A 19,434-nucleotide genomic window follows, 5' to 3' on the forward strand; every position below is an offset into this window, starting at 1 on the left:
CTGTGTATGATGATTAGTAGCGAAAGTTCATATAAATCAATTAACTTTCAATCGGATCTGAATTAGAGATCGATAAAGGGTTAAACTAGAGATCAAATATCAAACTCGTTATTTCTTTCTGAATATTCAGATAACAGCAATCCATTCTGCTGTATTTCAATTGTTAGACTAGCAACCTAAACCCGGAGATGAGACGAATCAGTTGGAGAATAGTAACTCCACTCAAACCGAGTTTGTCAATTCAATATTGTCTCAATTTTTTACCCTTTTTCCTTAAGGTCAATCTCATAAAATTTTACATCTACTGCTTATCTACTGGAGACTCAAACTATGGAAACTACCGACGCCGTGAATCGTAATGTCTATCAAGATGTGTCTTCCTCCACTTTAATTCATAGTCGATTAGCTGATCAGCAAGGTGCTTTTCCCACCAATAATACGCCCCCAAAATATCCAGAACGACCGCTTCTATTAGAATTACCTCATTATGGATTAGAAGAATTAGGACTCAGAAACCTCGGTCACGTTTATCGTAACTTACCGATTCCGACTTTAGTTGAACATTCCATTGCCCGTGCAGAAGGAATTCTCGCCGCCAATGGAGCATTATGTGTGAAAACCGGAAAATATACTGGACGTTCACCCCATGATAAATATATTGTGGATGAACCCGAAAGCCGGGATGAAATTCACTGGAGCAAAATGAATGTTCCTATCCCGGAATTTAATTTTGATCGATTATTTCGGCGGGTGCGGTCTTATGTTCAAGGACGGGATTTATATATTTTTGATGGTTATGTGGGTGCTGATCCTCAATATCAATATGGCGTTCGAGTGATTACAGAACGAGCTTCTCAAAGTTTATTTGCTCAACAACTATTTATTCGTCCTAGTGCTGAACAACTCAAAACCCATCACGCTGATTTTACCGTAATTGCGGTTCCAGGGTTACACGCAGATCCTGAAGATGATGGGATTAATAGTGAAGCCTTTATCGTTCTAAATTTATCCAAAAAAATGGTAATTATTGGGGGTTCTAAATACGCCGGAGAAATCAAAAAATCCGTATTTTCCCTGATGAATTACTTCATGACCAAAGCGGATGTTTTACCGATGCACTGTGCTGCAAATATGGATGCAGACGGACACACCGCCCTATTTTTTGGCTTATCAGGAACCGGAAAAACCACCCTCTCGGCTGACCCCCAACGCTATTTAATTGGAGATGATGAACATGGCTGGTCAGACCATGGGGTGTTTAATTTTGAAGGCGGTTGTTATGCCAAAACGATTAAACTGCGTCGGGAACAAGAGCCCCAAATTTGGGATGCGATTCGCTTTGGTGCGTTAATGGAAAATGTGGTTTTAGATCATGACACCCGTTTTCCTGATTATGATGATGGCAGTTTAACGGAAAATACCCGTGTTGCCTATCCGGTAGACTATATTCCTAATGCGGTGATTCCGGGTATTGGTCGTCATCCGAAGACGATAATTTTCTTAACAGCAGATGCCTTTGGTGTGTTACCTCCGATTGCCAAACTGACGAAAGAACAGGCGATGTATCACTTCATGTCGGGTTATACCAGCAAAGTCGCCGGAACAGAACGAGGAATTAAAGACCCAGAAGCCACGTTTTCGGCTGGATTTGGCAAATGTTTCTTACCCTTAGCCGCGTCGGTGTATGGGAAATTATTGGGTAAACGTTTAGAAGAACACCCCGAAACCAACGTCTATTTAGTTAATACAGGATGGTCGGGGGGAGCCTACGGAGTCGGACAACGAGTTCCGATCGCCTATACTCGTGCAATGGTGTCGGCGGCGGTGAATGGAACCTTAGATGACGTGATTTTCCATCCCCATCCGATTTTTAAAGTCTTAGTTCCCGAAACTATTCCAGGGGTTCCCTCGGAAATTTTAGATCCCGTGAAAACCTGGAAAAATCCTCAAGCTTATGAAAAACAAGCCAAACAATTAGCCCAGTTATTTGTAGACAACTTCAAGAAATTTGAAGGGGTTCCTGAAAGTGTTCTGGAGGCTCAACCAAATCTGGATTAAGTTAAATTCCATTCTTATAAATTAATCCGATTTTACCCCCGTGCAATTAACGCATAGGGGGTTTTTATGTCTTAGGGGTTTTATTAATATGAAATCTAATTAAGTTTGTCCGGTTTAGTGACCTTAAGGTTCTGTTTAAGCAATAAAATGACAAGATTTCAGTTTATGAAAGAACCGAGCAAACAACGAGCAATTCCAGGGATTATTGGCGGGTTAGGCCCTCTTGCTCATATTGAATTGGAACGCCGCCTGATTGACTTAAACCAAGCCAGAGGTGCTTGTTGCGATCAAGATCATCCCGTATGGTTTTTAATTAATGCTACTGATATTCCGAATCGTACCCAAAGTATTATCGGAGAGGCGGAAAATTGTACTCCCTGGTTAGTTAAATATGGCAAAATTTTACAAACCGCCGGGGCTGATTTTTTAGTAATTCCTTGTAATACGTCCCATGGGTTTTATGAACAAGTTCAATCGCAATTAGAGATTCCTTGGATTCATTTGATGGAGTCTACAACACAATTTATTCAACTCCATTATCCTCAATATCAAAACATTGGAGTTTTAGCAACTACAGGAACACTCAAATCCCAACTTTATCGTAAAAGTTTAATGGGATTAGGACTAACGACAATTGAACCCTCCTTAGACTCAGAATTGCAAAACCAGATCATGAATGCTATTTATCACCCGATTTGGGGGATTAAAGCCACAGGAATTGAAGTCTCAGCACAAGCTTTAGAAATTTTAGTTGATGCGACTAATTGGTTAGCAGATCAGGGTGCAGAATTAGTGATTGCTGGATGTACAGAACTTTCTGTAGGTTTTAATTATTTAAAATCCTTACCTTTAATCTGGGTTGACCCGATGACTATTATTGCTCAAATTACGTTAGATTTAGCCTGGGGATATTGCCAAATTCCAATTATTTATACTTGAGTTTTTGCCCAAATTTCAATTATTTTGATGCTGTAAATGAGACAAATTACACCCCTAAAATTCTGCTAATTCCTGCATTTGAGGAACTGAAGATTGATGATCAGCAATTGCTGCGGTTGAGGCGATCGCGGTATGAACAATACCCAACGTGCGGAAGGGATCAATAATTGGATCAATGGCAATTAACAGAACTAACACAGCTTCTAAGGGTAATCCTAATGGTTTTAAGACTAAATCTAATAACGTTAGGGTTAAAACTCCGGTTGTTCCTGCTGTTGCCATTCCTGCAAAAATAGAGGCTATAATAATAATAAAAAAGCTAGATAAATTTAACGATGTATGGTACAATTGGGCAATAAAAACAGAACATATAGCAAAATAGGTTACAGAACCAAACCGACAAACTGTAATTGCTAAGGGAATGACTAAATCAACCGTATGAATATCAAACTTTAGGATTGTTGTTAAGGAGGAAATACAAGAAGGCAAACAGGAAAAACTGCTGCGAGTTGCTAAGGCTAATAAGGTCGGTTCTTGTAAGCCTACACAAACATTTTGGAAAGAGGTATGCGCTTGTTTAGAAATTACAAGGGTACTCAGGCAATAAATTAAGATATAGGTGAAAATTGTCACAGCGACAAAATTACCCATAGCCAAAACAATTCCGAATCCCGTTTTAGCGATTTGACTAGAAAGAAGGCAAAATAAGCCAAAAGGTAAGATAATAATCAGCCAATCAATTAATTTTTTTGAACCTTTATAAAGAGTATCCAGTAAAACAAAAAAGCTCGCTGAAGATTCTTTGACTGACCCTAAAGCCACCCCAAAAATAATTGAGAAAAATAAAACCTTTAAGGTATTACCTTCGCTCAAAGCCGAAAATATATTATCAGGAATCAAGTTAAATAAAAATGTGATCAGCATAGACTCTTCTTTCGGTTTAGGAGTATCACTACTCAAGGAAACTTCTAAATCTAGTTCTGATGAATTAACAATTACTCCTAAAGCCGTCAATGTTGATTCATCTAAATTTCCGCCGGGATTGGTGATTACAGCCATAATCACGCCGATAATGCCACAGGCTAACAAGCCAACCGAAAAAACCAGTAGAATCCGTTTAATATATTTCTCCGTGTCTTGACTTTTAATTAACTGACCAACACTCATGGTCGTTGCTGAAAATAAAATCGGCAAAACACACATTTTTAATAAAGCTAAATACAAATTCCCAAAGGGTGTAAAAAAAACAGAAATTTGTTTTTGAAATATCCCAAAGTAAAGCCCTAATATAATTGCAGGAACAAGGGCTAATGGATGACCCAATATTTTAAATAAGTGACGACAATTAAAATATTTTTTGAACATTTTTAGAGTGACCTTTATTGGTGTTTTGTTTTTTGGGGTTTTCCAAAAGTATCAGAATATTCTTCAATCAGACTATCCACAGTATAGTTAACTTTGTTTAAGCCTAAATAGAGATTAACAAATTCAAAAAGATGTCTACTTGACCAAGGAAAGGCAATAGAAATCGGATCTTGAGTATCGGTTAGAGCAACAGTTTTAAAATTCAAGGCGACATTAGGTTGATTGAAAATAATTTTTTTCACTTCTAACTCATCCCGATAAGCGGCTAAAACATCCCCACGCATCGCGGCTGAAATCACATCCTCCCAAGTAGTGAATTCAACAATTTGAGCCTGGGGAAATTTTTCTTGGGTAAATCCTACATAGGATGATCCTTTAATTACCCCAATTTTTCCTTCAAAGTTCTTTAAAAAATCAACAGTATCTTTTCCTTTAGAAGCTTTTGCCAATTGTAAACGATTGATTAATAGACCATGCCTTAAGGTTAAATAGGGACTAGAAAATAAAACTTTTTTAGCTCTAGCTAAGGTTTGACTTAATTTAGAAATTGCTAAATCGGCTTCTCGCAAATCCACAATATCTACTACATCATTAAAGGTTTTAGCAGTGCGATTGAATTTAAGAGAAACGCCTAAAGCCGTTGCTAAATCTTGAGCTATTTTAATATCTAACCCGATTAAATCACCCTGTTGATTTTTAGCAAAAAATGGCGCAACATCAATTCCGAGAACCGCAACAATTAACTCCCCTCGATCTACAATGGTTTGCAGGTCGGGCGACAAACCAACAGCAGCAGTTGTTAATCCCATAACGGGTATAGGATCATTGCTACTGGTGCTATTATTGAGTTGGAGGAATTCTCTGGTTTGAGGATCAACTGTCCCCGTTGTCTCTAAGCCCATACTGAGTTGAAAATTATAAACAGCCTCTTGTGTCCCTTCTCCATAAATTCCATCCAATGCACCGAGATAATATCCTCGTTTTTTTAATTGAGTTTGTAAGTCGATAATGTCCTTTCCCTGACTGTTAAAAGTAAGTACAGCTTGCTCCGGTTTCGATTGCAAAGTGACAGGTATTGCCTTGATTTCAGCAGTTTTTTCTAGGGTTTTATTCGATAAAATGTTGCGGGTTGAAATTGCAGAATCTCCCGTTGCTATCAGGGTCGCTACAATAGCTGCTAAACAAAAAACAATCCCGATGAAATTGAGGACTGTCCGTTTCCTAATTTGAGGATTTGACATATTAGTGTCCACACTTTACATTTGATTTTGCTCTGATTGTACTATTCTTCATGAAATTTATAGTTTTTCAGGGTAATATATATTAATCAATCAGGTTCTCTATTTTAGAGAATCCGACTACAACTGAAGCATCTACTTTAAAACTCTTATATCCTAATCTCTCTCGCTCTGTCACTAACTTAGTGCAAACAGGGTCAAAAAGAAAACCTTTAAACTGACTGCGTTTTATAACTAGATCAATATGAAAGTCATAAAAAACCAGGGAATTAAGACCAGTATAACGTTACGAACAATGTTAACGGGTTTTATTGTTTTTACGATCAGTTTTACAACAGCAATTGTTTATCTTTCATGGTTTTTTACGGCTAAAAATAATGTTGACAAAATTGTCACTCAAATTAATGAAGAAATTGTCCTATCAACTTCAAAAGAATTCTTTGATTTATTCCAGGATGTTTACTCTACCCAAAGTTTTATTAGTAGTGCGGTCACTCGAAATTTAGTTGATATTAATGATCCTCAACAACGGGATCGTTTTTTTCTCAGTCTTCTACAATCTAATCCTAGCTTTAGTTTTGTTCAGTTTGCCTATCCGAATGGGGATTATATTGGAGCCCAACGGGTGACAAATACAATTGACAACCCCAATCTATTTAATCTGCATTTTCGTCAATGGAATGAAGAACAAAAATTAACCCTTAAAACAACGGATTTTTATCAATTACTGGGACAAGAACTGCAATTGATCAAAACCACCCAAATTGAAGAACCCAACTGGTATACCCCGGCTCGTCCTTGGTATCGAGATGCTATGAAAACACCGGGTAAAGCCGCTTGGACAGTCTATGTTTATCGGTCTACCAATACCCCCGGTATTGATTCTAATATTACCCTCTATCAAGGGGATGAACTATTAGGAGTTATTGGTGTGGGTTTTGAATTGAAACAAATTTCTTTGCGTTTACAAAAACAACAACAAAAGGGTCGATCAGATATTTCGGTTTTCGTGATTAACTCTAAAGGAGAAATGATTGCTTCTACTGACCCCAATGAACATTCTCCCATTCAAATCACAGGTCAAGATCAACCACAACTGAAGCCTTTAAAACTTTCTAAAAACCCTAATTTTCAGCTTGCTAACCGAAGTTTAAAAGCGCATAATATTGACTTAAAAACAATTAAAAATTCTCGGCGCTGGCTCTACCAAAATCCAGAAAATGCTAAATTTTATTATATTTCTCTAACTCCCATGAATCAATTAGATTGGTTAGTGGGAACGGTTATCCCTGAAGATAAATATACGGGAGAAATCAAAAGAAACAATAAAATTTTACTCTTATTTATCACCACATTAATTATCGGAACCACAAGTTTAGGGATTATTGTGAGTGATCAATTTTTTATTAAACCGATTAAACTGATCAAGAAAGTAACCCATCGCGTTGAAAATGGTGATTTAGACGTGGAAAAACTGGAGATTCAAACCTGTCAAGAATTAGAAGTTTTAGCCCAGGCGATTAATAAGATGATTGTGGGACTGCGAGAACGAGAACGAGAACGGGATATTTTTGGTCGTGTGGTTTCGCCCGAAGTGCGAGAAAAATTATTACAAGGTCAATTACAATTAGGAGGAGAACTGTGTTGGGTATCGGTTTTATTTAGTGATATTCGCAATTTTTCTACTCTATCGGAAGAAATGAAACCGCAAGAAGTTGTCGCATTTCTCAATGAATATTTAACAGAAATGACCGCAGCGATTCGTCCTTGGGGAGGATATGTCAATAATTTTATTGGGGATGCAATTGTTGCTATTTTTGGCGCACCGTTATCCCCAGCCGAGACTGAATGGCGTTCAGTGGCGGCGGCTTTAACCATGCGTGAACGTTTAGAAGAACTGAATCAACGGCGAATTCTACGCGGTGAAGTTCCAATTCATGCGGGAATTGGGATTAGTAGCGGAGAAGTGGTTGCGGGACAAATTGGCTCCTTAGAACGGTTATTATATACCGTAATTGGTGATGCGGTGAATGTAGCTGCGCGTTTGGAAACCTTAACTAAAGAATATCCTGAATATAGCATTTTAATTAATGAATCAACGGCTGCTGCGATTGAAGAACATCATCATATTCTGCTGAAAAATTTAGGGGAAGTTAAAGTCAAAGGTCGCCAAAAAGCTGTAGAAGTTTATGCGGTTTTAGATTGGAAAAAAACAGAAGTTTCTTCTGTAATTTCTACAGAAATAAGGGACAAAATCAATCCCTAAATCCTGAGCAATGGAGGGAATTAAAAGTGCCCTGAACTTTCATTCAAGGCACTTAATGTGGCAATTAATTTGATTAAGATAAAATTCGTTCAACGGTGGCGCGATAGGAATTGCTATCTAATCCCTCCCCAGAATTAATAATACTTGGATCTAACATTTGTTGCATTGCAGAAATGCGATCGCGGGTAGCGGGGTGAGTGCTAATAATCGTTGGAGGAGACCCACTTGTTAATAGTTTAGCCATAAAATCTACAGCACCTCGTGGAGAATAACCTGCACGAATTAATGTTCCTAAACCCAGGCGATCGGCTTCATATTCAGCTTCACGACTTTTAGGACGGTTTAAGGCGAGTTCCACCCCAATTTGAACGATTTTATTTCGATCTACTCCGGCGACCGTCGCCACCCCCGCAGCAACGGCAGATTGACGCATTTGTTTAATCGCATGACGACCTACAATATGTCCGATTTCATGAGCCATAACACTGGCTAATTCCGCTTCATTATCGGCGGCGGCAATTAACCCAGTATGAATATAAACAAACCCTCCCATTGTGGCAAAGGCATTAACATTGCGATCATCAATCACTTGAAAAGTATAGGGAATATTAGGGCGATCGCTGGCTTGAGCTAAACGTTGACCAATTTGATTAATATAGTTTTGAGCTTCTGGGTTACGAAATAATTTAACTTGCTTGGTGAGTAATTCTTCATTAATTTGTTCTCCAATTGCTACTTCCTGACGGGCTGATAAATTCGATAATTGGATAACTTGAATTCCGCGAAAAATCAACTCTGGTAAAGGAATTGCTAAAGTAGCAACCGTTGAACTCAATAAAATACTCAGAGTAATGGTTATTGAAACCAAAGGATACAACCAACGATGACGCCAAGATCGGCTAATTGAAAAGCGTTTTAACATAGTGAGTGCGTGTGAGAATTCACAGGTTAGAGGTAGAAAATAAAAGTGGGAGTGTATTCTAATCTATAGACGCAGATCCTAGAAACCAGGTTTCTGATGATTATCTCTGAGAGTCTAAGAAACCGGGTTTCTAACCGTTATCTGTGAGTCTCCATCAAGTTTTATGGAGAAACCCGGTTTCTGGAAATCCGGTTTCTGAGCTAAACCGACCAAGTGGCTAAATAAGCATCATTTCCTCCTAATGGATTAGGATTAATCGCATTAGTTGTTGTGGGAACAGAGGGTTGTGTTACTGTTCCCAAAATTACCGCTTGACCCCTCGCAACGGTAAAACCATTCACACTTCCTTTAGCGCCATCTGCGTCACCCGTTTGGGTTAAGGGAGTCCAGAATTTTCGGACAGTATAATCAGCCGATAATCCTAACACGGCCATTTCTCCCAAGGTATAAGCACCAACAGGTTGACTATTAATGGTTTTAGAGGGACGATTTTGCACTTGAAATGCGGAAGATCCTCCTATATATACATTACCAAATTCATCAGCAGTAATGGAATTGGGGGTAAAACTATTTGCGCCTGTGCTGGTGCGGGTGACAATAAATTGACCTTGATCTATTGTTCCCGTATTCGGATTAATTTTGCTATGAAAGGTGAAAGACCCCGCACCCGCACCGGAGAAATTATTAAAAGAATCTACATTAACCAGGGTGGCTAAGGGTTGGGTAATGGTTTGACCATTGCGTTGAAAAACGTTATTTCCGCCGTCGGTTTTTCCTAAGAAATAAAGTCCGCCATCTTGACCAATGGTAATCCGTTCTCCCCGTGTATCTGCACCTAAGTTTTGTCCGGTGACTTCAGAAGCACTAAAGTCCCAGGTTTTCCATAATAAATTGAGCGAAGAATCAAACCCTCGTAAAAAGGGAGTTTGTAAGATACTGCTAACTTGATTATACCCCGTAACAAAGACTTGTTTTGTTGTTGGATCAATCGTAATATCCGCCGGATTAACATTAGTTCCCGTTAAGGTTGTGCTAGTTAATAAGGTTCCGGTTGGACTCCATAAGCTGACGGTATCTGTACTATTATTTAAGGTAGCAACTGTACCATCGTTAGCGATCGCCACTCGATTAAAATTACCCGGTTGTGACCATAAAACCGTATTAGCAGTAGGGTTATAAACTTTAATTCCAAAATCCCCAACGGTCACAATTTCCCCACTATCTCGATCCACATCTAAATCATTAACAACTCCGCCTAACGGGGTATTCGATAAGGGCGCTGTATTCCCATTTTGTAACCGTTGAATTTCTCCCACACCGTTAAAATTACCCGCCACAATAATATTATGATCAACGGGCGAAATTTCCACCGATGCTGCACTATCATTTCCAGTAGTTCCTAAATAGGTGGCACTATTTAACTGGAGATTATCACTCGAATCATTATCAATAATTTGCAATATGGCGCTGTTTTGGGTTCCAACTATTGCGGTTCCTGTGGTTAGGGTTAAACCTAAATTAACGGTTTCCGTCGGTTCAAAGATTGTATCATCAATCACCGGAATTATAATGGTTTTTGGAGTCGTATCTCCATCAGCAAATGTCACCGTTAGGGGAGTATTGGTATAATCTGAAATAGCCGTTGCTGTTCCATCCGTTGGGGTAATTTGTGCTGTAACTAATCCGCTACTTCCTCCCGTGCGGTTAATGGTAATTGTATTAACGGGTGTCCCGTTTTCATTAATACTAAAATTCCCACTACTAAAGGCAATAATACCCGAATTTGCAAGATCATTTTCGATAATTGTGATAGTAGAAGTGGTGAGTGTTCCTAATGTTGCTCCTCCGGTAATATTACTTAAATTGAGATTAAAGGTTTCATTCCCTTCAACTAAGGTATCATCGAGAATATTAACTGCAAAGGTTTGACTGGTTTCTCCCGCAGCAAAGGTTAATGTTCCTGATGTGGTAGTATAGTCATTTCCGGCGATCGCATTTCCATCACTGGTGGCATAATTTACCCCAACAATTCCATCAGTTCCTCCCGTGCGGTTAACAGTAACGGTAGCTATCCCGGCGTTTTCATTAATATCAATATTGTCAATACTAAAAGCTAACGTCCCAGGGTTTGTTAAGACATCATTGTCTAAAATCGTTAAGGTTGCAGTCGATTGAGTTCCTAATACAGCATCCCCAATAATATTACTGAAACTGAGATCAATGGTTTCATCTGCTTCAACTAAGGAGTCATCTACAATGGGAATTGTAACAATTTTTGGGGTTGTATCTCCATCCGTAAAATTAACAGCAATGGGACTATTATTATAGTCATCTGGTGCGGTAGCTGTGCTATTATTGAGATTAACTGTAACTCCAACATTTCCAACACTATTCCCTGTCCGAGTTACACTCACATCGACTTGAGATGTTCCATTTTCATTAACACTAAAGTTAGCACCACTAAACGCTAAGACACTCAGAGGGGATGGCGTTGGTGATGGCGTTGGTACAGGCGTTGGTGTGGGTGATGGAGTCGGTATTGGAGTCGGTACAGGCGTTGGTGTGGGTGATGGGGTCGGTACAGGGGTTGGTGTGGGTGATGGAGTCGGTATTGGAGTTGGGTCGGGGGTTGGCGATGGAGTCGGTACAGGCGTTGGGTCGGGTGTGGGTGATGGGGTCGGATCAGAACCCTTGAAGATAAAATCATCAGAAGTGAGACTATTGCTATTTACATTTTTGAGAATTGCCAAATATTCATTAGAATTTTTATCCTGAATAATCGTATCATTGATATATTGTCCTGTTCCTTGAGTAATATTCAAACCGCTAAAAGTCAAATCTTCTAATAATCCAATAGAATCTTGATTTAAGCTAAAATCTTCGATAATATCAGCATCAGTCAGAGCGACTCCTCCCATTGTTTTCCCAATATAAAATAGATCATTTCCGTCTCCACCCGTTATCGTATCTGCGCCAAAATCTCCATAGAGAATATCATCTCCTAAATCACCAAATAATTGATCATCACCGTCTCCTCCTGTAACGAAATCATTCTCTTTTCCCCCATAAATAATATCGTTATCCTGATTTCCAAATAATGTATCTTCACCGCGATCGCCAAAAATTAGATCATTTCCCACATCTCCAAAAATCCGATCCAAATCTTGACCTCCTGCTAAAGTATCCTGATCTTGACCCCCATAAAGACTATCATTTCCTTGATTTCCAAAAATTAGATCCGCTTGTTGATTTCCTCCTAAAATATCATTTCCCTCTAAACCATAAACAGTATCATTTCCAGCTAAAGCAAAAATATTATCCTCAAAGGCTGTACCTATAATTAAATCTGCATTAGCGGTGGGTAAAGAATTCATTTCCATAGCAGTGATCGGTGTAGAATTTCTTCCCACTGGAACATTAATTCCTAAAGGAAAAGATAATGTTTGAGGATCGGGAATTATTATCTGGGACGAACTGAAGAATAAATTTCCTGAATTATAATCGTTAAGACTCATGATCAAATTTTCCTCTCAAAAACTCATAATACCTATACTATTTTTTTCAAGATTTCTCAAATTAATCAGGAAAATCTTAAACTAAATTCGATCAAGAATTAGCAAAGGTCAAGATCGGTTAAAGTCTGATTTATAAAGGAATTCTGTGACTAATAAAGACAAGTTTGAGGAGTTAAAAGTTCCTCAAATTTAGTTTTTTCCCATCAGAATAATTTATTTTAAAGGTGAGTTAATATACATCAATTTTTGAAACTTCCGTATTTTTAGGGATACTGAGTTATCAATTGCATCCCTAATTCCTCAAAAATACGGATTAAGTTAACCCAGTCTCTCAAAATTCGCCTATAGTTCATCAGTATATTGACGGAGATTAACAAAATTTGAGACAATTGACCCATAACCGATTAAAATAGGATCTGAGTGAAAACCAGTATTGAAATAATGATGAAACTTGATAGCAATCAACCCAATTTAGGACAGCAAAGTTGGCAAAGTCAGTTAGATCAGTTTGTGAAAGCTAACCGTCAGGAATTAGCCGCCTTAGCGTGGGGTTTACACTTACAATGGGGAGAACAACCGGATACTCTGGGAATTGATCTCAAACCTACCCCCCATTTTGTTGCTTGTCCGAAATCTGCCCTTGAAAAACTCAATGAAAGCGTTCAAAATCGCTTACAAGAAATATTAGGAATTGTAGATGGGTATCAACCGGAAAAAGAAGTATTAATGATTGGAATTGGTTTTGATCATGTTCATTTAATTTATTTTGAATCTAATCCTACTCCTCCTGACTGTTTTGAACAGGTGGGAAAAGATGTTGATAGTTTATTAAAACAGTTAGAAGATTCTATGAATCAAATGATAAAATTATAGAACTTGATCGGGTTTTGGGTGTTTCTCTAAAATTGAAGCTATACTATCGTCTAATCTTTCTTAAGTTAAACCGCTATTTTCGCTTAGGAATGGTTTCTACGATTTAATTTCAAAATTAATGCGACGATAGACTTCAGCCACCGGAAATTCTACATTTAAGCTATGGAGACGAATTGACTGATCTAAACGATCATAAACCTGCCATTGCCAGCGATCATTACTGTTGTGTTCAAGATTGTAATATTGCTCAATATAGGGTTCTGTCTGACTGACGAGCAAATATTCTCTAAAACTGCTAATAGAGCGATATTTTCTAAACTTATCACCCCGATCATAAGCCTCAGTAGAAGGCGATAGGACTTCAACAATAAAAATAGGATTGAGGATCTCATCTGTACGATTGCTGTTCAATTCGGGTTGACCATCAACAACCATCAAATCAGTATAAGTTCCGCAAGAATATTCGGGAATCCAAACACGCAAATCGCTATTATACAAACGAAAATCTGTATCCCTCAGCAAAAAACCTAGGTAAATCAACAAGTTACTTGCGATCGCACTGTGAACTTCCGAACCTCCCGACATCTTGATTATTTCTCCATTAAAGTATTCGTGACGTTCTTCGGAAGTTTCCTCAATTGCCCGATACTCGTCGGGAGTGAAACCAGTGATTTTTGTCTCTGGAGTAAGGTTTGGTGGGCTGGTTTGGGTAATAACCATGATCGCACCTCAATGATTGTTTTTAGATTATATCTCTACTGTTGCTCTTCCTCCAGTTGTCGGAGGTAGGATCTCCGGTGAGGTTATCCTAACCTATGCCCAGGAGGTTGAATTTCTGGCAAAATCTAAAATATGTTGTGCTGTAATTTGAGGTTGTTCTAAATGGGGAACATGACCCGAATTTTTAATCCAAATTAATTGAGAATGGGGAATGGCTTTTTCAAATTTATAGGCATCAGCCGTTCCTAATATTTTATCATTATCTCCCCATAAAATCAAGGTGGGTTGTTGAATATCATTTAACTCCTTGCCAAACTTTCCATATCCTCCGGTTTTACTAAACCGAATTAAGGCTTGATTCCAACCGATTGCTTCTAAATGTAAAGCCGCACAAAGTTGAGCATCTAAAGACGCAAAGGTTTTATCAAAATAAGCACTTTCACTAATCGCTTGACGAACTTTAGGATTTCTTAAAAATTCTGTGGCTAAATAATCAAAAGGAGGTAATAAAAATTTCCCCATCACTGGCCCTGGTTTCATGCCAGCACTATCTAATAATACAATAGATTTCACGGCTGCGGGATACCATAAGGCAAAATCTAACGCGACTGCACCCCCCATAGATGCCCCAACTAAAATAACAGGTTGATTAATTAAGGTTTCCCAAAATGAATATAAATGCGTCATAATTTCCGAGCGCTTAAACTGGAATTCTGCGCCACGTTCTGTAAATCCAAAACCTAAAATATCTACCCCCCAAGTTTGATGTTCTGTGGCTAACAAAGGCAATAATCGCCGATATTCAAAAAGAGAACTATCAAATCCATGAATTAATAAAATTGGGGTTCCTCCATTCCCCTGACGAATATAAGCAGTTTGAATCGGTTGCTCTCGTAAAGGGGTAGAAATTGCCTCATATTTGAGGTTTTGAGCTAAGGCGATCGACGTAGATTCAGTTAACTGTTGCACAGACTGGGGTAGAAAACTCGGAAACATATTCGGTAGCCATTATTTTCTATTTAATTCTACCTAAATAGTGTTGATATTTTAAAATCGGGTTTTGGGTAGTGTTGCGATCGCTGTATTCATCTCAGCAGATTAGAGCCCTATTTTAAGCTTGTCGAGTTCACAAAATAGGACTCTAATCTTGAATTTAGGCGAGTGCAAAGACTTCATTCATTAACCATTTCAATTTTTCCGCGCAGAAAGAATCGCAACATCCGATCAACACACATCCGTTCTTCTTCGGGTAAGGATTCGTCTAAAATCGCGGCCATTAATCCGTAGCGGTCAGCTTGGGTTAAACGATGGGTATGGGCTGTTACCGCAACCATTTCTATAATCGCACCGGGTAAGAGATTAAGTGTAGGTATCATGGTTAGAAATTGAACTCGACACTTTTATCATCCCGTATTTTCCGAATGTCAGGAGTGATTGATTTGCATTCCTTGGGTGATTTCTCCGAAAATACTCTGTGATTGAAATCACTTTATAGCAGGGAACAGGGAACAGGGAACAGGGAACAGGGAATTGTCCTATTTTCTGAGAATTATTACGCTTTGTTAAGCAAAGTGGGGGGTTATACCCCTACTTAAGTTATACTAACAACATAGTAGATGCACCCTGGCAAGCGCCCACCATAAGTTGGGCGTGTTTTTTGTTTAGTCAGGAGGTTGATTCTGGGCCCATTTGAACCATTGCAATAGCGATCGCCATCCCTTCAATTTGCGTAACCCTGGTGCGGGTATCGTCGCTAAACTTTCCACAGAAATTAACGCCGCATATTGTAATCCTAAAAAACTATCTACTGCTGCATAAGCTCCGCCGAGGGTTATTGCACCTGCGGCATACATTCGACCCCCCGGAAACGAAATTCCAGCACCATTAAGACTCCGCATTTCCACCAGTTCAAAATCATTCGCCACACTCAACCTTCCCAAGGCATTTAAAGGCAAATTGTAATGAATAACTAAATCTTTTAATAAGGGATTTGTATTCACTTTAGCATCTAAACCCGTGGCATCAATAATAAAATCAGCTTCTAACTGAAGATGAGCATTTAATCCCTGTTCTCGAATAGTTGTTAATGTGCGACCTTGAGGAGTCCGTTCAACCTGTTCAACAGTTCCAAATGTAATCCGATACCATCCTTGGCTTAGTCCTTGATTCATCATATTTCGCCAATCTTTACGATTAGCTGTAGTGGTTCCTCCCCACTGTTCTAAAAGTTTTAAACGATCTGGATCATTAGCAGTTTCTAATTGTTGGCGTAAGTCACCGCCCCAACAAGCTTTAGGCCAGTTAAAAGGTTGAAATTCAAAATGATTTTCTACGGTTCTTTGTGCTTGTTCAAATTGATTTCCTTGAGCTTTGGGCGATCGCATTAAATGTAAAATTTGGATATTATAATTTCTCTGTCTGGCTTCATAAAGTCGCTGTAAAATTCGAGAAGCCACAATTCCCCGACCTCGGATAATTACCGTTCCTCCTGATTGTTCTAATTGTTCATAAATATGTTGATGATTTTCATAGGCGTTGACAACGGATTTAAAATCTTGTGTTTTTTCTCGATAAGCTTGTAAATCGGAGAGAAATTGAATCGCGGGATAGCCTGTGGCTAAATGAACATATCGCGCTAAAATAAAACCATGATCTCGCCGATTTTCTGTTGAACGAGAATAGGCGATCGCATAACGTCCATCAACTGTTTTTCTAATACTTTTAACTCGTCCATAGCGATAAATTTTTGACCAATGAATCCGATTAGCTTCTCGATCAATTGCAGCAAAAACATTCCCAGAACGGGGAGTATAGGTTTCTGCAAAGGTGGGTTCTGCAAACACTTGCCACAGTAAATTTAAAGCCGTTGAAAATCCTCCTTTTCCGAATTCTGTATAAGCTTCTCTCAAAGCATAACTCGGCCATCCCCAAATATTATCGGGACAAGAATCGGAGTTAGAACGTAACCGCTCATAGGCAGGAATTTGGGAATTTAAACACAACTGTTGATAACGATTATAGGGTTTACTTTCCATCCCTAATGCGATAATTTGATTGGATTTAATCCCAGAAATTCTTAATAAATCCGCCCAAATAAAACTTCCTAATCCTGCGCCAATAGTGAGATATTCTATTTCATGAATGGGTAATCCTGTGGCTTGTAATTGTTGTAAAGAAACTTGAAGCGGATGTAAAAATGATGCCGGGGGAAAACGTTCCGTTGTCGGTGAAGAAATTGTGGCAACAGAAATAGAGGGATCGGGTAAATCTGTTTTTGGATTAAAGGAAATTTGGGATAATTGTTGTGTCGAAGTTGTCAAGACATGGGTAACTAAAGAAATGGTAATATTATAGTTAGCAATTTGTAAGGTATCCCCATCTTGAACAGAACAACGGGTTTGAGAAATTCCATTAATTAGAATTCCATTTCGGCTTCCGGTATCTGTCACCATTAAATTCCCTTGTTCCCAAGTAATTAACCCATGAAAACGGGAAACTCTTTCTCCATTTAAAACAATCCGAGAAACCCGTTCTCCATTAACCGTAGAAGGCATTCGTTCAAAAACCCGTCCTAATGCAATGGGAGGATTTAGAACAGGGGTTCGCCATTCTCCTGTTTCTAAGTGTTGCCAACTCAGTCGAATTTGCATTCGTTTTTTAATCTTTATTCCGAGGATTATAGTTTAATGTTCGGTGGATAAAACCACACTAATTGCTGCTGCTAAAGACGTTCCACACCAAGGGCACCCTGAATTTAACTGTTGATAAGAGGAAATGCGATCGCATTTAGGACACTGTAAACCATATTGTACAGGATTTGGATTAACACTGGCTATTTCTATTGCTTCATCGGGTAAAAATAATCGTGTTGGCGGAATTAAAAATGGCGATAAAGAAACTGCGACGACTTCCAGTTGTTGCTGTCCTAATTGCAAATGACTACCCACATTTAAGGGAAGTTCACCTGTAATTAGCTTTTGATGATTAATAATTGGAGGGTTGGTTTCTCGTAAATTTCTGAGATAAAAGTTATGCTTAGTTTGATTAAAAAAAATTTCAATATGTAACCCCGATACTGTGGGATGAGATAAGACAAGATCGCAGCGTGTTGGATCTCGTCCGATGCGAATAGTTCCCGGATGTTTTGTGGGGTGTTGATCATTCAAGGTTTGAGTGCGGGACTGACCTGCTTCTGTCCACTTTAGCGTCAGTTCATTCATGAGAATTAATAATTAAACCGGACGATTTCTCTTTCCGTTGACTGAATTCTATTTCAGGTTATTCTTAACTTTCAATTTTATTCTAATTTTCCGAGTCAATGGATTTTGTTCATAAAAAATAATGTATAGCAAGTCTAAATGATTTGTGATCAAAACCTGTAGGGGTGGCGTCCCTCCCAACCCAGATTCCAAGAGGGTTAGGAGGGACACCACCCCTACGATAAAATATTACAACCCCTACACGGATTCCTATATAATAATTCAGAGTCAGGGTTTGAGACTGATCAATCTGAATCGGGAAAAAATCATCACTGTCAATAGTCTATTCTATTAATCCATTCACTTATAATTTTTATTAATCATGAATAAGCTGTTAATTACAGGAGCAAGCGGTTTTTTAGGATGGCATCTTTGCCATATTGCTCAAACTGAATGGCAGGTCTATGGGATTAGCCATTCTAAAATTATTGATCTTCCTAATATTAATATGATTAAAGCAGATTTGACGGATTTTCAAGCTCTAAAAAATCTATTTCAACAAATTAAACCGGATGCAGTTATTCATGCTGCGGCTCAATCTCAACCGAACTTTTGTCAACAGTATCCTGAACTATCTTATCAAATTAATGTCAGGGTTTCGCTAGAAATTGCTGATCTCTGTGCTGAGTTGAATATTCCTTGTGTTTTCACTTCAACGGACTTAGTATTTAATGGATTAAATGCTCCTTATCAGGAAACCGATCCTGTATGTCCAGTTAGTTATTATGGAGAACAAAAAGTATTAGCTGAACAGGGAATATTAGAACGCTATCCCAGAACAGCAATTTGTAGAATGTCATTAATGTTTGGTGATGTTCCTGACCATGCGACCAGTTTTATTCAACCTTTTATTCAAACGCTGAAACAGGGAAAAGAGTTAAATTTATTTATTGATGAATTTAGAACCCCCGTGAGTGGAACTACCGCAGCCAAGGGATTATTATTAGCATTAAAAACAACTCCAGAAATTCTCCATTTAGGCGGGAAAGAACGTCTTTCTCGGTATGAATTTGGCAAACTCATGGCAGAGGTTTTAGAGCTTCCTTCCCATTTAATTAAACCCTGTTCTCAAGGGGATATTAAAATGTCTGCACCCCGTCCTCCTGATGTTTCTTTAGATAGTTCTAAAGCCTTTAATTTAGGCTATAAATATTTATCTATCCGAGAAGAATTACAACAATTAATTCTTAAATTGTAGGATGATATCAATCTAATATTTTAGAAGGTTCTTCGCTTTGAAAGATTGTTGCGATCGCATATATCCTATATTTTGGGTTTA

Annotated in this window: 14 protein-coding genes; 5 read left to right on the plus strand and 9 right to left on the minus strand. The window is 38.5% G+C overall.

Features of this window, described 5'->3' with window-relative positions; genetic code table 11:
- Positions 1-330: 330 nt before the first annotated feature.
- Both pckA and PL8927_RS08830 read left to right on the plus strand, forming a co-directional pair.
- Positions 331-2,058: a phosphoenolpyruvate carboxykinase (ATP) gene (gene pckA / locus PL8927_RS08825; RefSeq protein ID WP_083619896.1), complete on the plus strand. Its 1,728-nt coding sequence runs from the start codon at positions 331-333 to the stop codon at positions 2,056-2,058.
- Positions 2,059-2,223: 165 nt separating this feature from the next.
- Positions 2,224-2,997 carry an aspartate/glutamate racemase family protein gene (locus PL8927_RS08830; protein ID WP_083619899.1) on the plus strand — a complete coding sequence of 258 codons (774 nt, stop codon included), beginning with the start codon at positions 2,224-2,226 and terminating at the stop codon, positions 2,995-2,997.
- Positions 2,998-3,051: 54 nt separating this feature from the next.
- Here the strand turns inward: PL8927_RS08830 and PL8927_RS08835 are convergent, their stop codons facing one another.
- Together PL8927_RS08835 and PL8927_RS08840 are read right to left on the minus strand one after the other, a co-directional pair.
- Positions 3,052-4,362: a dicarboxylate/amino acid:cation symporter gene (locus PL8927_RS08835; RefSeq protein WP_083619902.1), complete on the minus strand. Its 1,311-nt coding sequence runs from the start codon at positions 4,360-4,362 to the stop codon at positions 3,052-3,054.
- Positions 4,363-4,376: 14 nt separating this feature from the next.
- Positions 4,377-5,603 (minus strand): peptidoglycan-binding protein, encoded by a 1,227-nt coding sequence (locus PL8927_RS08840; protein WP_083619905.1) that lies wholly within the window; start codon positions 5,601-5,603, stop codon positions 4,377-4,379.
- Positions 5,604-5,844: 241 nt separating this feature from the next.
- Here PL8927_RS08840 and PL8927_RS08845 point away from each other — a divergent pair, with 241 nt between their 5' ends.
- Positions 5,845-7,866, plus strand: coding sequence for an adenylate/guanylate cyclase domain-containing protein (locus tag PL8927_RS08845; RefSeq protein ID WP_083619908.1), 2,022 nt, complete (start codon positions 5,845-5,847; stop codon positions 7,864-7,866).
- A 73-nt stretch (positions 7,867-7,939) separates the two neighbouring features.
- Here the strand turns inward: PL8927_RS08845 and PL8927_RS08850 are convergent, their stop codons facing one another.
- Positions 7,940-8,788, minus strand: a complete 849-nt coding sequence (locus PL8927_RS08850) for a M48 family metallopeptidase (RefSeq protein WP_083619911.1) — start codon at positions 8,786-8,788, stop codon at positions 7,940-7,942.
- Positions 8,789-8,988: 200 nt separating this feature from the next.
- The gene (locus PL8927_RS08855; protein ID WP_083619914.1) at positions 8,989-12,303 is read right to left on the minus strand and encodes a Calx-beta domain-containing protein; all 3,315 of its coding nucleotides are present in this window, start codon (positions 12,301-12,303) and stop codon (positions 8,989-8,991) included.
- A gap of 441 nt (positions 12,304-12,744) precedes the next feature.
- Between PL8927_RS08855 and ccmS the strand changes: the two genes are divergently transcribed.
- Positions 12,745-13,176: a beta-carboxysome assembly chaperone CcmS gene (gene ccmS, locus PL8927_RS08860; protein ID WP_197047360.1), complete on the plus strand. Its 432-nt coding sequence runs from the start codon at positions 12,745-12,747 to the stop codon at positions 13,174-13,176.
- A gap of 96 nt (positions 13,177-13,272) precedes the next feature.
- Here ccmS and PL8927_RS08865 read toward each other — a convergent pair whose 3' ends face one another.
- The 5 genes from PL8927_RS08865 to PL8927_RS08885 form a co-directional block, all read right to left on the minus strand.
- Positions 13,273-13,896 (minus strand): Uma2 family endonuclease, encoded by a 624-nt coding sequence (locus PL8927_RS08865; RefSeq protein ID WP_083619920.1) that lies wholly within the window; start codon positions 13,894-13,896, stop codon positions 13,273-13,275.
- Positions 13,897-13,989: 93 nt separating this feature from the next.
- Entirely contained in the window at positions 13,990-14,892 is a 903-nt protein-coding gene (locus PL8927_RS08870; RefSeq protein ID WP_083619923.1) for an alpha/beta fold hydrolase, read from the minus strand.
- A gap of 176 nt (positions 14,893-15,068) precedes the next feature.
- The gene (locus PL8927_RS08875; protein WP_331281810.1) at positions 15,069-15,272 is read right to left on the minus strand and encodes a hypothetical protein; all 204 of its coding nucleotides are present in this window, start codon (positions 15,270-15,272) and stop codon (positions 15,069-15,071) included.
- 285 nt (positions 15,273-15,557) lie between these two features.
- Positions 15,558-17,546: an FHA domain-containing protein gene (locus PL8927_RS08880; RefSeq protein WP_083619926.1), complete on the minus strand. Its 1,989-nt coding sequence runs from the start codon at positions 17,544-17,546 to the stop codon at positions 15,558-15,560.
- Between the two features lie 33 nt (positions 17,547-17,579).
- On the minus strand, positions 17,580-18,116 hold the full coding sequence (locus PL8927_RS08885; RefSeq protein WP_083619929.1) for an FHA domain-containing protein: 537 nt from the start codon (positions 18,114-18,116) through the stop codon (positions 17,580-17,582).
- Positions 18,117-18,477: 361 nt separating this feature from the next.
- On the opposite strand from PL8927_RS08885, the gene PL8927_RS08890 reads away from it, so the two are divergent.
- Positions 18,478-19,353: an SDR family oxidoreductase gene (locus PL8927_RS08890; RefSeq protein WP_083619932.1), complete on the plus strand. Its 876-nt coding sequence runs from the start codon at positions 18,478-18,480 to the stop codon at positions 19,351-19,353.
- Positions 19,354-19,434: the final 81 nt, after the last annotated feature.

Origin of the sequence: Planktothrix serta PCC 8927 (genome assembly GCF_900010725.2) — a bacterium.
Lineage (GTDB): Bacteria > Cyanobacteriota > Cyanobacteriia > Cyanobacteriales > Microcoleaceae > Planktothrix > Planktothrix serta.

Excerpts from the sequence above, each read along its gene's own strand:
- pckA (WP_083619896.1), top strand. The coding sequence starts at position 331 with ATGGAAACTACCGACGCCGTGAATCGTAATGTCTATCAAGATGTGTCT.
- PL8927_RS08830 (WP_083619899.1), top strand. The coding sequence starts at position 2,224 with ATGAAAGAACCGAGCAAACAACGAGCAATTCCAGGGATTATTGGCGGG.
- PL8927_RS08835 (WP_083619902.1), bottom strand. The coding sequence starts at position 4,362 with ATGTTCAAAAAATATTTTAATTGTCGTCACTTATTTAAAATATTGGGT.
- PL8927_RS08840 (WP_083619905.1), bottom strand. The coding sequence starts at position 5,603 with ATGTCAAATCCTCAAATTAGGAAACGGACAGTCCTCAATTTCATCGGG.
- PL8927_RS08845 (WP_083619908.1), top strand. The coding sequence starts at position 5,845 with ATGAAAGTCATAAAAAACCAGGGAATTAAGACCAGTATAACGTTACGA.
- PL8927_RS08850 (WP_083619911.1), bottom strand. The coding sequence starts at position 8,788 with ATGTTAAAACGCTTTTCAATTAGCCGATCTTGGCGTCATCGTTGGTTG.
- PL8927_RS08855 (WP_083619914.1), bottom strand. The coding sequence starts at position 12,303 with ATGAGTCTTAACGATTATAATTCAGGAAATTTATTCTTCAGTTCGTCC.
- ccmS (WP_197047360.1), top strand. The coding sequence starts at position 12,745 with ATGATGAAACTTGATAGCAATCAACCCAATTTAGGACAGCAAAGTTGG.
- PL8927_RS08865 (WP_083619920.1), bottom strand. The coding sequence starts at position 13,896 with ATGGTTATTACCCAAACCAGCCCACCAAACCTTACTCCAGAGACAAAA.
- PL8927_RS08870 (WP_083619923.1), bottom strand. The coding sequence starts at position 14,892 with ATGTTTCCGAGTTTTCTACCCCAGTCTGTGCAACAGTTAACTGAATCT.
- PL8927_RS08875 (WP_331281810.1), bottom strand. The coding sequence starts at position 15,272 with ATGATACCTACACTTAATCTCTTACCCGGTGCGATTATAGAAATGGTT.
- PL8927_RS08880 (WP_083619926.1), bottom strand. The coding sequence starts at position 17,546 with ATGCAAATTCGACTGAGTTGGCAACACTTAGAAACAGGAGAATGGCGA.
- PL8927_RS08885 (WP_083619929.1), bottom strand. The coding sequence starts at position 18,116 with ATGAATGAACTGACGCTAAAGTGGACAGAAGCAGGTCAGTCCCGCACT.
- PL8927_RS08890 (WP_083619932.1), top strand. The coding sequence starts at position 18,478 with ATGAATAAGCTGTTAATTACAGGAGCAAGCGGTTTTTTAGGATGGCAT.